Annotated in this window: 11 protein-coding genes; 10 read left to right on the forward strand and 1 reads right to left on the reverse strand. The window is 70.5% G+C overall.

The annotated features are described in order from the left end of the window. The first annotated feature begins 81 nt into the window (after nt 1-81). The 9 genes from DB32_RS17220 (at nt 82) to DB32_RS17260 (ending at nt 12298) form a co-directional block, all read left to right on the forward strand. Nucleotides 82-1293 carry an inositol-3-phosphate synthase gene (locus tag DB32_RS17220; protein WP_053233550.1) on the forward strand — a complete coding sequence of 404 codons (1212 nt, stop codon included), beginning with the start codon at nt 82-84 and terminating at the stop codon, nt 1291-1293. Between the two features lie 203 nt (nt 1294-1496). After that, a complete protein-coding gene (locus tag DB32_RS17225) occupies nt 1497-2819 on the forward strand; it encodes a DegT/DnrJ/EryC1/StrS family aminotransferase (RefSeq protein ID WP_083457442.1) in 1323 nt (440 codons plus the stop codon). 10 nt (nt 2820-2829) lie between these two features. After that, complete coding sequence (locus DB32_RS17230; RefSeq protein ID WP_053233552.1) at nt 2830-3900, forward strand: lysylphosphatidylglycerol synthase transmembrane domain-containing protein; 1071 nt, start codon at nt 2830-2832, stop codon at nt 3898-3900. A 7-nt stretch (nt 3901-3907) separates the two neighbouring features. Then, nucleotides 3908-6442 carry an efflux RND transporter permease subunit gene (locus tag DB32_RS17235; RefSeq protein ID WP_053233553.1) on the forward strand — a complete coding sequence of 845 codons (2535 nt, stop codon included), beginning with the start codon at nt 3908-3910 and terminating at the stop codon, nt 6440-6442. A 27-nt stretch (nt 6443-6469) separates the two neighbouring features. Next, a complete protein-coding gene (locus DB32_RS17240) occupies nt 6470-7960 on the forward strand; it encodes an MlaD family protein (protein WP_053233554.1) in 1491 nt (496 codons plus the stop codon). Between the two features lie 168 nt (nt 7961-8128). After that, the gene (locus tag DB32_RS49085) at nt 8129-9193 is read left to right on the forward strand and encodes a hypothetical protein (RefSeq protein WP_053233555.1); all 1065 of its coding nucleotides are present in this window, start codon (nt 8129-8131) and stop codon (nt 9191-9193) included. 103 nt (nt 9194-9296) lie between these two features. Beyond that, on the forward strand, nt 9297-10157 hold the full coding sequence (locus DB32_RS17250; RefSeq protein WP_169791467.1) for an FHA domain-containing protein: 861 nt from the start codon (nt 9297-9299) through the stop codon (nt 10155-10157). A 40-nt stretch (nt 10158-10197) separates the two neighbouring features. Then, nucleotides 10198-11169 carry a CPBP family intramembrane glutamic endopeptidase gene (locus DB32_RS17255; protein WP_169791468.1) on the forward strand — a complete coding sequence of 324 codons (972 nt, stop codon included), beginning with the start codon at nt 10198-10200 and terminating at the stop codon, nt 11167-11169. 10 nt (nt 11170-11179) lie between these two features. Then, a complete protein-coding gene (locus tag DB32_RS17260) occupies nt 11180-12298 on the forward strand; it encodes an EAL domain-containing protein (RefSeq protein ID WP_169791469.1) in 1119 nt (372 codons plus the stop codon). Here DB32_RS17260 and DB32_RS17265 read toward each other — a convergent pair. Further along, nucleotides 12285-13184 carry a hypothetical protein gene (locus tag DB32_RS17265; protein WP_053233559.1) on the reverse strand — a complete coding sequence of 300 codons (900 nt, stop codon included), beginning with the start codon at nt 13182-13184 and terminating at the stop codon, nt 12285-12287. The two genes, DB32_RS17260 and DB32_RS17265, sit on opposite strands and share 14 nt — an antisense overlap. 82 nt (nt 13185-13266) lie before the next feature. Between DB32_RS17265 and DB32_RS17270 the strand changes: the two genes are divergently transcribed. Further along, nucleotides 13267-15180 carry a CehA/McbA family metallohydrolase gene (locus DB32_RS17270; RefSeq protein WP_053233560.1) on the forward strand — a complete coding sequence of 638 codons (1914 nt, stop codon included), beginning with the start codon at nt 13267-13269 and terminating at the stop codon, nt 15178-15180. The last annotated feature ends 296 nt before the right edge of the window (nt 15181-15476 follow it).

Below are 15476 nucleotides of genomic sequence, written 5' to 3' on the forward strand. Positions count from 1 at the left end.
CCCGGTGACCGCGGTCTTCGCGAAGACTCGACGCCGCGAACACGAACGAAGTACGCGAGAGAAGGAACAGAGGAAGAAGACATGGGTAAGAAGCTCGGAGTCGTGATCGTCGGCGTCAACGGCGCCGTCGCCTCCACCGTCATCGCGGGTGTGGAGCTGATGGTCCGCGGCCTCGCGCCGCGCGTCGGCATGCTCACGGAGCCCGGCAACCCCGCGCCCGGCGAGCAGATCCTCGATCACCTCTCGTTCACGGCGCTCGAGGACATCGTCTTCGGCGGCTGGGACCTGCAGTTCTCGGACGTCTACGCGGCCACGAAGCACCACGGCGTGCTCCCCGACGCGCAGCTCGATCAGGTCAAGGACAAGCTCCAGGCGATCAAGCCGTGGCCGGCCGTGTTCAGCGGTGAGTACGCCGCGAACGCGAAGGGCGACAACGTCGTCAAGGTGAAGAACTTCCGCGAGGAGCTCGCCCACATCGAGAAGACCATCACGGACTTCAAGAAGGCGAACAACTGCGAGACCGTCGTGATGGTCAACCTCGCGTCGACCGAGCGCTACCAGGAGCTCCTCGACGTCCACAAGACGCTCGCGGCGTTCGAGAAGGGCCTCGACGAGAACCACTCGGCGATCGCGCCCGCGATGCGCTACTTCTACGTCGCGAACAAGCTCGGCGTCCCGTACTGCAACTTCGCGCCGTCGCTCACGAACATCCCGGCGCTGCAGGAGCAGGCGAACGAGCTCCGCAATCCCTATTGCGGCATGGACGGCAAGACCGGCCAGACGCTGCTCAAGACGGCGCTCGCGTCGATGTTCCGCCTGCGCAACCTGAAGGTCGTGGGCTGGTACTCGGTCAACTTCCTCGGCAACAACGACGGTCTCGTGCTGGACAACCCGGCGTCGAACAAGACCAAGGTGCTGTCGAAGGCGGCGGTGCTCGACTCGATCGTCGGCTACCGCGTCGAGAACCACCAGGTCCACATCCACTACTACAAGCCCCGCGGTGACGCGAAGGAAGCGTGGGACAACATCGACATCGGCGGCTTCTGCGGCGTGCCGATGCAGATGAAGATCAACTTCCTCTGCCAGGACTCGATCCTCGCGGCGCCGCTGGTCCTCGACATGGTCCGGCTCGTCGAGGTCGCGAAGGCGCGCGGCGAGAAGGGCATCCAGCGCCAGCTCTCGATCTACTTCAAGTCGCCGTACACCGGCGAGGGCGAGAAGGCGGAGCACGACGTCTTCGAGCAGGAGCGCATGCTCATGAAGTGGTGCCGCGAGCACGCGGACAAGAAGTGATCGGATTCCCTGCCGGAGCTCCGCTCCGGTGTCTCCTCGTACCGCCGCGCGGGATCCTCGCTCCGGGCTGAACGTCGATCCCAGAGCGAGCATCCCGTCAGCGCTACGAGGCGAGCTCTCCGCAGCTCGCCGTGAATTACGGGCCCGTCTGCGTCATCGTGGACGGGCCCGTTCGTCTCTCCAGCCCGGAACGAGGTCTCTCGATGAGCAGCAAGTTGGCGGTTCTCGGTGGGTCGCCGGTGATCGATCGGAGTCGACACGGCAAGTGGCCGGTCGTCGACGACGACTGCCGCAAGGCCGTCATGGCCGTGCTCGATCGTGGTGTGATGAGCGGCTCGGAAGCGCCCGAGGCCCGCGCATTCCAGGAAGAGTTCGCCGCGTTCCAGGGCGCCAAGCACGCGCTGCTCACGCACTCGGGCACGAGCGCGCTGCAGGTCGCGATCGGCGCGCTCGGCATCGGCGAGGGCGACGAGGTGATCATCCCCGCGTACTCGTTCGTCGCGACCGCGCTCGCGATCGTGACGCAGGGCGCGATCCCGATCTTCGTCGACGTGGGTGAGGACGGGAACCTCGACGCGTCGAAGCTCGAGGCCGCGATCTCGCCGCGGACGAAGGCGATCATGCCGGTGCACGTGCACGGCATGCCCGCGGATCTCGACGCGATCGCCGAGGTGGTGAAGCCGCGCGGCATCGCGATCATCGAGGACGCGGCGCAGGCGCACGGCGCGACCTACGGCGGCAAGAAGGTCGGCACCTACGACGCGGGCAGCGGCTTCTCGCTGCAGTCGAGCAAGAACCTGTCGGCGGGTGAGGGCGGCGTCTACGTCACGAACGACGAGGACGCGCTCGATCGCGCGAACAAGATCCGCAACTTCGCGCAGAACCTCGCGCGTGTCGGCACCGGCAAGTGGAACGCGGAGCGTCCGCTCGACGGCAGCACGCACGTGTCGACGGGCATCGGCTCGATGTACCGCGGCAACGAGATGATGGCGGCGTTCGCGCGCGCGCAGCTGCGCAAGCTGCCCGAGCGCACCGCGCGTGCGCAGGAGAACGGGCTGCGGCTCGGCAAGGCGCTCGCGCAGCTTCCGGGCGTCACGCCTCCCATCGTTCCCGCGAATCGAACGACGGTGTTCCATAAGTACCGCGTATGGATCGACCCCGTCGCGGCGGGCGTCGATCTGAGCCCGACCGAGATGCGCGACGCGGTGCGCAAGGCGCTCGCGGCCGAGGGCGCCGAGGTCGTGATGTGGCAGAGCGATCCGATGCCCGCGTACCCGGTGTTCCAGGATCTGCGCGGCTACGGGAAGGGCTTCCCGTGGAGCGCGGGGGACGTCGATCGCGTGAAGGCGAACTATCGCCCCGAGAATTTCCCGACGTCGCGTCGCCTGCTCGACTCGTCGATCGTGCTCTTCTCGCAGACGTGCCCGCTGATCGCGCAGGACGCGGCGACCGTCGATGCGTACGCCGACGCGTTCCGCAAGATCTGGGAGCACCGCGCCGATCTCGTGCAGGTCGCGAAGGGCTGACGACGTCACGATGAGCGCGCCCGACTCGGATCCCGCCGCTGCGCCCTCGATCACCTCCGGCTCGACGGAGAAGGAGGGGAGCGCGCGCTGGCGTTGGATCAAGCGGATCGGGCGCGCGTTGCTCTTCGTGCTCGGCGTGACCGCCGTCGTGCTGCTCGTGCGCGAGGCGGGTCCCGATCGTGTGCTCGAGACGCTCGTGCAGGCGGGTCCGTGGATCCCGCTGATCGTGCTGCTCGAGTGCTGCTTCATGGGCATGGACGTCGTCGCGCTGCGCGGGCTCATGGGCGAGCGCGGACGGCGGGTGCCGACCGCGGTCTGGGTGCGCACCGCGTTCCTGCAGTACGGCGTGATGCAGCTCCTGCCGGCGGGGCGCGCGGGCGGTGAGGTCGCGCGCGCGGCGGGGCTCTCGCCGTACGTCGGGGGTGCGGCGCGCGCGGCCGCGGCCGCGACGCGCCTGCAGGCCGCGACGCTGCTCGGCAACACGATCATCTCGATCCCGTGCGCGATCGGCGTCGCGCTCGCGGTCGACATGCCCGTCGCGGAGAGCCCGCTGTTCTGGGCGATCGTCGGCAACGGCCTGATCACCGCGGTGATCGGCGGCGCGATCGTGCTCGCGAGCCGCAAGTCGTCGCTCGGCGAGTGGCTCGGGCGTCGCGTGCCGATGCTCGCGGCGCACGGCACGAGCTTCGACGCGGCGCTGCGTCAGGACACGCCGTGGTCGCCCGCGATCGTCGCGACCGCGATCGGTCGCGTGTTCCAGACGCTGCAGTACGGGCTCATCCTGCTCGCGGTCGGCGGCTCGCTGACGATCGTGAGCGCGCTCGTCTCGCAGGGCATCCACCTCGTCGGCGCCGGCATGGGCGACATGGTGCCGAACCAGGTGGGCATCACCGAGGGCGCGTATCGCTTGTTCGCGCCTGCGCTCGGGCTCGAGAACGAAGCCGCGCGGGCGATCGGCATCGCGCTCGTCGCGCGCATCTGCCAGTTCTCGCTCGCTGGGACGTGCCTGATCGTGAGCGCGCTCTGGAAGGCGAGCCCGGCCGACGTCGCCGTCGACGACGGCGCGACGGTCGAGCCTTGAGGGCGCCATGAGCTGGGCGCGCCTCGCGCGCGCGCAGCACGCGCGGCCGTGGGCGTTCGCGGTCGTCGCGCTGCTCCTGTCGCTCGGCGCGCTCCCGCTCGTCTCGGAGCTCGAGCTCGACAGCGACTTCCAGGCGCTGCTGCCCGAGCACGCGCCCGCGGTGCGCGACCTCGACGAGATCCGCGCGCGCTTCGGGGGCACGTCGACGCTCGCGCTCGCGATCACGGCGAGCGAGGGCACCGACGTGCGCGAGGCGCGCGAGCTCGCGCGCGCGCTCGCGCCGCGCATCGAGGCGATGGACGCGCTCCAGGTCGCGTCGGTCGACTGGAACGTCGCGGACTTCGAGCGCTTCGTCTCGGAGCATCGCCATCTCTATGCGGACCTCGACGATCTCGTGGCGATCCGCGACGCGCTGCAGGAGCGGCTCGATTGGGAGCGCGCGCGCGCGAACCCGTTCTTCATCGATCTCGGCGACGACGCGCCGCCGGATCCCGAGGCGGTCATCGAGCGCATCGAGCGCGACGCGGACGAGGCGCGGCGCGCGATGGATCGCTTCCCCGAGGGCTTCTACCAGCACCCCGAGGAGCCGATCGTCTTCGTCTTCGTGCGCACAGGGATCCGCGGTGGCGAGAGCGGCGCGATCGATCGGCTGATCGCGGCGATCGAGCGCGAGGCCGACGACATCCGAGGCACGCGCGCGAGCGCGTCGCGCAGCGCGGGTACGAGTGTGGGATGGGAGTCGGACGCGCTGCGCATCGACTACGGCGGCGACCTGATGGACGTCCGCGAGGAGAACGAGGCGCTCGAGGAAGCGGTGCGGAGCTCGACGATCGTCACGATCGTCCTGATGCTCGCGGCGATCTTCGTCTTCTTCATGCGGTGGCGCGCCGCGGTACTCCTGCTGCTCACGCTCGTCGCGCCGACGCTCGTGACCTTCGCCGCGGCCGAGCTCGTCGTCGACTACCTCAACGCGTCGAGCGCGTTCCTCGGCTCGATCATCGTCGGCAACGGCGTGAACTCGAGCGTGATGTGGCTCGGTCGCTACTTCGAGGAGCGGCGCGCGGGTCGCGACGTCGTCGGCGCGATCCGCGCCACGCACGAAGGCACGTGGGCGGGCACCTTCGCGGCGGCGCTCGCGGCTTCGCTCGCGTACGGCTCGCTGCTCGTCACGGACTACCGCGGCTTCCGCGACTTCGGCTTCATCGGCGCGCTCGGGATGCTGCTCTGCTGGGTCGCGGCGTACGCGATCCTCCCGGTGCTCGTCGTGATCAGCGAGCGCTGGCGTCCGATGGTGTTCCGCGACCGCGAGAAGCGCCTCAAGGGCGTGTACGGGGTGCTCTTCGCGAAGCTCGCGCTCGATCGGCCGCGCGCGACGCTGGTCGTGTGCGTGCTGCTCTCGCTCGTCTCGGCGATCGGCGTCGGGCTCGCGATCGCGGGCGATCCGCTGGAGTACGACTTCCGCAATCTTCAGGCGGAGCGCGGCGAGGAGAGCCGCGTCGCGCAGATCAACGCGTGGATGGGCGAGACCGTGGAGGAGACGCGCACCGGCAGCGCGCTCGCGATCCTCGCGCCCACCCGCGACGACGTCGCGTCGCTCCGCGCGCAGCTCGAGCGCTACGGCGAGAACCATCCGAACGTGATCGGCGCGGTGCGCACCATCGAGGACCTGATGCCGCGCGATCAGGACGCGAAGCGTCCGGTGATCGCCGAGCTGCGGCGCCTGCTCCTCGACGTGCGGCCCCACGTGAGCGCGGATCGACAGCGTCAGATCGACGAGCACGTGCCGCCCGAGCGCATCGCTCCGGTGCGCCCCGAGGACCTGCCCACGAGCGTGTCGCGTCCGTTCATGGAGCGCGACGGCACGCTCGGTCGCCTGGTGTTCGTCGAGCACGCGGAGGGGCGCGACACCTGGGACGGTCGCTACATGATCGCGTGGTCGACCGCCGTGCGCTCGGTGCGCACCGAGCGCGGCGCGCGCCCCGCGGTGGCCGGTGTCGCGGTGGTGTTCAGCGATCTGCTGCAGACGATCTTCGAGGACGGCCCCCAGGCGATCGGCGCGTCGTTCGTCGCGACGATCGTCCTGCTGCTCTTCACGTTCCGGCGTCAGCGCGAGCGCGCGCTCGCGCTCGTCTCGATGTTCGCGGGCGTGCTGTGGATGATCGGGCTGCTCGCCGCGACCGGCGCGCGCCTCCACTTCCTGAACATGATCGCGTTCCCGATCACCTTCGGGATCGGCGTGGAGTACGGCGTGAACTACGTGAAGCGCTTCCTCGAGGAGAAGGAGGCGCACGGCGGCGACGGTGTGGTCGCGGCGCGCGCGGCGCTGGAGGGCGCCGGCGGCGCGGTGATCCTCTGCTCGCTCACCACGCTCATCGGCTACGTGTCGCTCTACACGTCGGCGAACCGCGCGCTCAACTCGTTCGGCCTCGCGATGTCGCTCGGCGAGGTGACGTGCGTGATCTCCTCGTTGCTCGCGCTGCCGGCGATCTTGCACCTCCTCGAGTCGCGCGCGCGCGCAAAGGCGACGATCGGTGCGGAGTAGAATAGAGTTGCCCCGCTTCCTTCCCGCATGCGCGATCAGCTGAAAGCCGCCCGTGTCGGGGCGCTCGTCGTCGCCGCGCTCGTCGCCGCGTTCCTCGTCTATCGCGCCGTCGACGAGTCGAGCACGCGTGGCGGCGGCTACCGCGTCTACGCGCTCTTCAACGACGCCCAAGGGCTCATCACGAAGTCGCGCGTGACGATCGCGGGCATCACCGTCGGTCGCATCGAGCGCATCACGCTCCAGGGCGCGCAGGCGCGCGTCGACATGGTCATCGACGACGAGGTCGAGCTCTACGAGGACGCGAGCGTGCGTCGCGTCTCGGCCTCGCTGCTCGGCGAGTACCTGCTCGCGATCCACCCCGGCACCGCGACCCAGCCGCGCCTCGAGGACGGCGACCAGATCATGGTCGTCGAAGAGACGCCGGGGATGGGCGACATCATGACCGACGTCGGCGCGATCGCGAGCTCGGTGCGCGCCGTGTCCGCGCAGCTCGAACGGAGCTTCGGCACCGACGAAGCGGGCCAACAGATGGCCAGCGCGCTGCGGAACCTATCCGAGGCCCTCGAGGCGGTGAACCGCACGATCCGCGCGAACGAGGAGTCGGTCGGCGCGACGCTGCAGAACATCGAGGCGATCACGGCCGACGCGCGCCCGCTGCTCGAGGAGATCCTGCGCGACATCCAGCGCGTCACCGAGGACATCCGCGAGGTCGTCGAGGCGAACCAGGCCGACATCGATCAGGGCGTCGGCGAGGTCGACGACACGATCGCGTCGATCCATCGCGCGAGCGAGCAGCTCGAGCTGGTGCTCGCGGACGTGGGCGAGATCACCGAGCGCACCGCGGCGGGCGAGGGCACGCTCGGTCGTCTCACCACCGACGAGCACCTGATCGACGAGGTCGAGACGACGGTCGAGGGCGTCAGCGACGTGCTCGGCAGCTTCGTCCGCCTGCGCACGATCATGGAGCTGCGCAGCGAGTACAACTTCCTCGCGAACACGTTCAAGAACTACTTCTCGATCCGCATCCTCCCGCGAGAGGGCCGCTACTTCCTCGTGCAGCTGATCGACGATCCGCGCGGGCGCACGCAGATCACCACGACGCAGGTGCGGCGCAGCCCGCCGCCCGACGGCGAGCCCGAGTTCTACGAAGAGACGCGCATCACCACGACCGAGCAGCTCGTCTTCACGCTGATGCTCGCGCAGCGCGTCTACTTCGCGACGTTCCGCTTCGGCATCCTCGAGTCGAGCGGCGGCCTCGGCGTCGACCTCAACTTCTTCGACGAGCGGCTCGAGATCAACGCCGACATCTTCCAGTTCGGGTACTCGCAGTTCCCGCGCGTGCGCGTCCGCGCGTCGTTCGAGCTGGTGTCGAGCCTCTACATCCTCGGCGGTGTCGACGACTTCCTGAACGAGAGGACGGTCGACATCTTCCTCGGCGCGATGCTGCGCTTCGACGACGAGGACCTCGCGAACCTGTTCCCGTTCTTCGGCGGCGCCGTCGGCGGCCTCGGGAACTGAGCGGCCAAGACCGCGGTCGCTCGCGGGTCCGATGAATCACGTCCGCGTGTGCCTCGTCGCAGGCCCGACGCGGGCACGGGACTGTTTCACGCGCGCGACGGCGTGTATGCTGCCGCGCCCAGGTGTTTGCGGCTCGCGGACTCACCGCCGCGAGCGACGGAGGACGGGATGCGGTCGCATCGTCGAAAGCTTCTGGTCGGTCTCGCGCTCGTCAGCTGCGTCGCGAGCATCGCGGCATCGCTCTTCGTGGCGGAGGACGCGGAGGCGCAGCGCGGGCGTCGAGGTCGAGGCAGCCGTCGCGGCGCGGCGGCGGCAGCGCCCGAAGAAGCACCGCAGAGCGCGGCCATCGCACCGGCGCTCGGTGACCTCCGCTGGGGCATGACCCCCGAGGAGACGTTCAACCACCTCAAGGGACAGGTGGAGACGGGCTACCGCGAGCGCCTCCAGAAGGCGGCGCGCACCGACGCGATCCAAGAGGATCGCCTGCGCGGTCAGATGCAGGAGGAGACGCGCCGTCTCCGCTCGAGCTACGTGCGCTTCCGCGGTCAGGCGAGCGGCTGGGACACCGCCTTCATCCGCGACGAGTTCACGCACGGCAACAACGAGTCGATGATGCTCTGGCGCGACGAGGCCACGCACTCGCAGCGCTTCTACTTCTTCATCAACGATCGCCTGTGGAAGGTGTACCAGGCGTTCGACGCGGCGGTGTTCGCGGGCGCGACGTTCGATCAGTTCTCGGAGGCGATCCAGGGGCGCTTCGGTCGCGGCGTGCAGCGCAGCGGCGCGCTCGTCGAGGGCAGGGCGCCCTCGCAGTGGATCGAGTGGCAGGACGCGTCGACGCGCCTTCGCGCGATCGATCAGACGCGCTTCTACGGCTTCTTCTGCCTGGTGTTCGAGGACAAGGCGACGCTGCAGCAGCTCCCGCAGCTGCGCACGCACACCGTGCAGCGCGGTGGCGAGGGCCACGCGCTCGTCGAGTCGGTGACGCGCGAGGAGGATGCGCAGCCCGGCGGCAGCGAGAGCGCGAGCGATCGCCACGCCGACGTCGCGGATCGCATCACCGGTCAGATCCGTCGTCGTCAGGACGCGCCCGCCGAAGGCGCGGCGACGACCGCGTCGACGACGTCGTCGAGCGGATCGGGGTCGTCGAGCTCGGGCTCGTCGTCGAGCGGATCGAGCTCGTCGCAGCGCCGTGGGGATCCCGACGATCCGTTCGCCGGCATGGATCTCTGACGCGACGCATCAGAGCGAAGAACGAGACCCGCGCGGTGTTCCGCGCGGGTTTTCGTCTTTACCCCTGAAGTCGCGCTGCACTATCCTGCAGGCCGCGCTCGAGGTGCTTGTGCCCCGTTTTCGGCTGCGATTCCTACTACAGGAGTTCGATCTCGTCGGCCCCGAGGTGGTGATCGGCCGCAGCCCGGATTGTCACATCACCATCGAAGATCCGCTGATCTCGCGTCGTCACGCGCGCGTCGTGATCCACGACGACACCGCGACGGTGCAGGACCTCGGGAGCCGCAACGGCGTGCGCGTGAACGGTCGCCTCATCAAGGGCGAGCAGGTCCTGCGCGAGGGCGATCGGATCCGCATCGGCACGCAGGAGCTCGTCTTCGCGGTCGTGCGCGCGGAGCAGCGCGCGGCGCGTCCGACGGGCTACATGCGCGTCTGCCACTCGTGCAACACGCCGTACCCCGAGGGCTCTCCGCAGTGCCCGCACTGCGGTGCGCCGCCCGCGAGCGAAGAGGACACGATGAGCGGCGTGATGGTCGAGCCGAAGCGCAGCTGGACGTTCCAGCTGCTCGGCGAGGTCATCGAGCGCGCGCTCGCGTCGGGCAAGGCGCTCGAGGCCGAGCGGCTCATGCGTCGCGCTGCGAAGGAGGTCGACGAGCGACTCGCGGCGGGCGAGCGCCTCGATCCCGCGCACGTGTCGATGATCGCGCAGTTCGCGGTGCGCCTCGCGCGGCTCGTCGGCGGCTCGGAGTGGGTCGCGTGGGTGCTCACGCTGCATCGCCGCCAGGGCATGATGCTGAGCGACGACGTGATCGATCGGATCGAAGAGGTCGATCTCGATGCGTTCCCCGACGCGAAGGCGGTGCTCGACGGCTACCTCGCGTGGTTCCGATCGCAGCACGCGGGCGCGGGCCCGAGCCCCGACTTCGCGCGCCTGACGCGTCTCGAGCAGCTCCGCAGAGGCTGAGCACGGGTCGATCGGGCCGCGTGGGTCTATGCTCGCGCGCGTGTCCTTCCTCGCGCGTGCGGCGTGGCCGATCTGGAACGCCGAAGAGCGACGCTTCCGCGCGCTCGTGCGCCTCGCGATCTTCGCGGTGCTCGTGCTCGTCGTGCTCTTCGCGACCTCGATGCTCGGGTCGTGGCTCGGCGGGTCGCTCGGCGCGCGCGCAGTCGGCTTCTCCGCGCAGGTGCTCGGCGTGATCGCGGTGGGCGCGTTCTGCGCGTGGGCGCTCGATCGTCGACCGATCCGCGACATCGGGCTCTCGCCACGGCGCGGGTACCTCGTCGACGTGCTGTTCGGCGTGGTGCTCGGCGCGATCTGCATGGGCGCGATCGCTGGGCTCGAGCTCGCGCTCGGCTGGGGCGCTTACGCGCTCCGACACGAGACCGACGACGCGCTCGTCGCCGCGGCGCCGGCGTTCGGCTCGACGCTCACGGTGTTCGTGGCCGTCGCGCTGATCGAGGAGGTCGTGTTCCGCGGCTATCCGGTGCCGAACCTGCGCGAGATGTTGCCGCGCGCGGTGCGACCCGACGTCGCGATCACGATCGCGGTCGTGATCTCGTCGCTCGTCTTCGGCGTCGCGCACGCGATGAACCCCAACGCGAGCGTGATCGCGACCGCGTACATCGCGTTCGGCGGGCTCTTCCTCGTGCTCGGGCTCGTGGTGCAGGGCGATCTCGCGATCCCGATCGGCGCGCACCTCGGGTGGAACCTGTTCCAGAACCTCTTCGGCATGCAGGTGAGCGGGCAGACGTGGCTCGACGAGGGGGCGATCCTGCGCCGCGACGAGCTCGGCCCCGACGTCGCGACCGGCGGCGCGTTCGGGCCCGAGGCCGGCCTCGAGGGGCTCGGCGCGATGATGCTCGGCATCGTGCTCACGCTCGCGTGGCTGCGCGTGCGCGGCGGTCCTCTGCGCATCCATCCGACGTGGGTGTCGGGGCGCGTCACGGTGGCGACGTCCACCCGGAAAACGCACTAGAATGGGCCGCGTGAGCGACGCTGAGGCGGACGACACGGGCGAGTCGGTGCCCTGGCTCGAGCACCGCGCGGCGGAGGACGAGGATCCGATCCGCATCACGCTCGAGCGGCTGCCGTTCCGCATCGGGCGCGCGTCCGAGGCCGACTTCGTGATCCACTCGACGCGCGTCTCGAAGGAGCACGCGGAGATCGATCGTCGCCGCAACACGTGGGTCGTGCGTGATCTCGGCAGCCGCAACGGCACGTTCGTCAACGGCGAGCGCGTGACCGAGCCCCGGAGGCTGCGACCCGGCGACGTGGTGCACGTCGCGAACCGCTCGTTCTCGTTCCACCTCGGGCGCGCGACGTCACAGCGCGACGATGCGACGGTCCTCGGCACGAGCGGCGGTGAGCTCGTGGGCGTGCGCGACCTGGCGCTCGCGATCTCGCAGCGTCGCGTCCACGCGGTGTTCCAGCCGATCGTCGATCTCGCGACCGGCGCGCTGCGCGGCTACGAGTGCCTCGGTCGTAGCGACGTGCCGCGCGAGATCGGTGAGCCGCCACGATCGATCGGCGAGCTCTTCCGCAGCGCGGAGGCGCAGGGACGTGCTGCGGAGCTGAGCCGTCTGCTGCGCGAGGTGCAGCTCGCGGATGCGCCGTTGCTCGCGGGCGACGGGCTGCGGTTCTTCCTCAACGTGCATCCCGCGGAGCTCGAGGACGACTCGCTGATCGACGCGCTCGCGGAGGCGTCGCAGCGCGTGGGCCGGGGGCGGCTGACGGTGATCGAGATCCACGAGAGCACGATCACCGATCTCTCGGCGATGGGCCGGCTGCGCGAGCGACTGCGCGAGCGCGCGATCGAGATCGCGTACGACGACTTCGGCGCGGGGCAGTCGCGCTTGCGCGAGCTCGCGGAGGTGCCGCCCGACTTCATCAAGCTCGACCTCTCGCTGGTGCGCGACATCGATCAGAGCCCGGCGCGTCGCGACCTCGTGGCGGCGCTCACGCGCGTGATGCGCGACCTCGGGATCCGAGTGCTCGCCGAGGGGATCGAGACGCAGGGCGAGCGCGACGTGTGTCTCGAGATCGGGTGCGAGCTGGGGCAGGGCTATCTGATCGCTCGGCCTGCTCGCGTGTCTAGTGGACCGTAGCGACCCCAGAGTCGCTAGGCGGCTCCGCCACGATGTCGATCATCAGCGCGAGCCCTCGGAGCTGCCACAGCACCAGCAGGCTCCGCTTCGCCAGCGGCGGCGCCAACGTGCGCACCACGCCGCGCGCGACCATCCCGTCGAGCTCCGCGAGCGTCCCCCACAGCGGTCGTGACGGATGCGCGAGCATCCCGAGGATGCCCATCAGCGGCCGGCCCGCCGGGCCGAGCTTGGGCGTCGTCGTCGACGCGTTGTCGAAGAGCTGCGCGATCGCGACCGCGAGCCTCCCTTGCTCCACCTCGAGCACGCTCGGCGGCACCCGCAGCTGCTTCACGCGCGCGAGCCGCGCGTTCGCCTGGATCACCTCGCGGTAGAGCTCGTGCAGATCGCTCACCGCGAAGCGCATCCGCTCGCCGCCCTCCACCGGCACCACCGCGCGCAGATCGGGCGGCAGCACCGGCAGCACCTCGAGCGGCCACGACTCGAGCCCCGCCTCGCCGAGCAGCTCGCTCCACGACGCGCGCGTGAGCAGCGGATGATCGATCGGCTCCGCCAGCGTGATCCGTCCGAAGCGCTCGAGGCGCTCGCGCGGCGGCAGCACGTCGTCCTCGCGCGCGCGGATCAGCGGCGGCTCGAGCACGCTCAGGTACGCCGCGCGAGTCGGCTCCGCCGCGCCGAGCGAGCCGAAGATGCGCTCGCAGAAGAGGCCGCCCTCGATCGGCGCGAGCGTGTCCGCCGCGAGGCTCTCGCCGAGCATCACCTCGCCCGTCGTGCTCTCGCGCAGCTCCTCGGCGGTCGCAGGACGGATGCGCAGCGCGGCCAGCGGCGGTGTCCCTTCCGGTCGTCCGAGCAGCACCTGCAGCGCGTCGTCGATCGCCTCCGCCGACATGGGAGTCACCGGTGTACCACGATCCGATCGCGCGACCTGACGGGAAGTGGACGTGCTCGGGCCCGCGTGACATCGGAGACACATGGCCCTCTGGACGCACGGCGAAGGGCGCTACCTGCGCGATCCGCGGCTCGTCGCGCCGGGCGCGAGCTCGGTCGCCGACCTCCACGTGCTGCGCTGGGACGAGCAGGGCGAGGCCCACGTCGTCGTCGCGCTCGAAGCGCACGGCGAGCTCGCGTCCGAGCCGCGCGAGCTGCTGCGCTCGAGCGCGCTCTCCGGCCTCACGCACGACGCATCGTCGCCGCGCGTCGCCGACGCGCCGAGCAGCGAAGAAGAAGCGCGCGACGGCGCGTGGCGCGTGCGCATCGTGCGCGAGGGCGCGCGTGGAAGCGTGATCGTCGAGGGCGCATCGCGCGGCCCGGTGATCGCGTGGGACGCGAGCGCGATCGTCGCCGCGCCCGCGATCGTCGCGACGGACGACGGAGCGTGGATCGCGTTCCACCACGACCTCCGCGAGGACGACGGCGCGCCCGACGTCGTGAAGTGGATCGCGCTGCGCTTCGTGACGCGCGAGGGCGAGGTCCTCGAGCCCGCCGCGCCGATGCGCGAGCGCGATCGCGACCGCGAGGGCGAGGAGCAAGGCTTCGAGCTCCCGTCGATGCTCGTCGGCGACGACGGAGCGATCGCGCTCTTCGGTCGCGGCTCGCATCGCTTCTACCGTCAGGATCTCGACGCGAGCGGCTGGGGCCCCCGCGTCGCGCTGGGCGCCGACGAAGGCTGGGGATGTCGCGGGCGTCGCGTCGCGGTGCGCGCGATCGGCGCCGGGCGCGCGCTCACCGCGCGACGCGAGAAGCAGGGCATCGTGATCGAGGCGATCGACGCGCCGCGCGGCGGACGACCCGCGCTCGTGCCCGCGCGCGTCGTGCACGAGGGATCACGCCCGCGCCGCGACGCGCCGCGTCGGCCCGACGCCCCCGATCCCGCGGCGCGCTGGTCGCGCGCCACGCTCTTCGGCGACATCCACCAGCACAGCGCGCACTCCGACGGATGCGGCGTCGCCGACGAGCCCTATCTGCGCGCGCGCTACGGCTACGGCGACGACTTCGTCGCGCTCACGGATCACGAGTCGTTCCTCGGCAAGCGCATCGGGCCCGGCGAGTGGGGCTATCTGCAGTCGGTCGCGGATCGCCACGACGATCCCGGATCGTTCGCGACGCTGATCGCCTACGAGTGGACCGGTCGACGTCATCCGGGCCCCGGCCACAAGGTCGTGTACCTGCCGTGCACCGGCCTGCCGATCGTGTCGCGCGACGTGGTGCCCGAGGGCAAAGCGCTCGTCGACGCGGTGAAGGCGCTCGGCGGGTTCGCGGTGCCGCATCACGTCGGATGGACCGGCGCCGACGAAAGCGCGCACGATCCCGACGGCCAGCCGGTCTGGGAGATCTGCTCCTGCCACGGCTGCTACCTGACCGCGGATCATCCGCTCGGCGCGCGCGGCGATCTGCGTGATCAGATGGTCGAGGAGGTGCTGCGGCGCGGTCATCGCTTCGGCTTCATCGCGTGCAGCGACGGACACGGCCTGCTCTGGCATCACGGCGTGGCGCGAAAGCGCGATCCGTTTCGCACCGGGCTCACCGCGGTGCAGGCGAAGGCACGCACGCGCGACGCGATCCTCGACGCGATTCGAGAGCGACGCTGCTACGCGACGAGCGGCGTGCCGATCCTGCTCGACGTGATCGCGAACGGCTCGCTCCCGATGGGCAGCGAGGTCCGCGCGAGCGCGCCGGTGCGCATCGAGGCCGAGGCGATCGGGACGAGCACGATCCGCGAGCTCTCGATCGTGAGCGCGCGCGGCGTGATCGCGACCGCGCGTGGTGCGAACGCACGCGCGCGCGTCGAGTGCGAGCTCGAGGCGGGCTGGGCGTACGCGAAAGTCGTGCAGGACGACGGCGAGATGGCCTGGTCGAGCCCGATCTTCGTCGATCGCGACGCGTAGATCGCGCGTTTCTCCTGGCATTTCGCGCATCCGCGCCGACCGTCTACGAGCTGGGAGGGTGGTGCGGTCCGCGCTCGACCACCGTGCGATCCGCGCTCGTCCTGCGCGCGGTCCGCGCTCGTCCTGCGCGCGGTCCGCGCTCGTCCCCTCGAGCGATCCTCGCGAGCGCTCGGTGTGATCCCCGGACTCCCACCGAGGGAGTCGGCATGGTCCTCGGTGGACCACCGGCGCTCGCGCGACCCACCGCTCGCGATCGCGACGACCACGAGCCGGTCGTCATCCGCGCGCGACCGGGT

It is taken from the genome of Sandaracinus amylolyticus, assembly GCF_000737325.1.
Lineage (GTDB): Bacteria > Myxococcota_A > Polyangia > Polyangiales > Sandaracinaceae > Sandaracinus > Sandaracinus amylolyticus.

Bases quoted from the DNA above. Each gene is read 5' to 3' on its own strand.
- DB32_RS17220 (WP_053233550.1), top strand. From the start codon at position 82: ATGGGTAAGAAGCTCGGAGTCGTGATCGTCGGCGTCAACGGCGCCGTC.
- DB32_RS17225 (WP_083457442.1), top strand. From the start codon at position 1,497: ATGAGCAGCAAGTTGGCGGTTCTCGGTGGGTCGCCGGTGATCGATCGG.
- DB32_RS17230 (WP_053233552.1), top strand. From the start codon at position 2,830: ATGAGCGCGCCCGACTCGGATCCCGCCGCTGCGCCCTCGATCACCTCC.
- DB32_RS17235 (WP_053233553.1), top strand. From the start codon at position 3,908: ATGAGCTGGGCGCGCCTCGCGCGCGCGCAGCACGCGCGGCCGTGGGCG.
- DB32_RS17240 (WP_053233554.1), top strand. From the start codon at position 6,470: ATGCGCGATCAGCTGAAAGCCGCCCGTGTCGGGGCGCTCGTCGTCGCC.
- DB32_RS49085 (WP_053233555.1), top strand. From the start codon at position 8,129: ATGCGGTCGCATCGTCGAAAGCTTCTGGTCGGTCTCGCGCTCGTCAGC.
- DB32_RS17265 (WP_053233559.1), bottom strand. From the start codon at position 13,184: ATGTCGGCGGAGGCGATCGACGACGCGCTGCAGGTGCTGCTCGGACGA.
- DB32_RS17270 (WP_053233560.1), top strand. From the start codon at position 13,267: ATGGCCCTCTGGACGCACGGCGAAGGGCGCTACCTGCGCGATCCGCGG.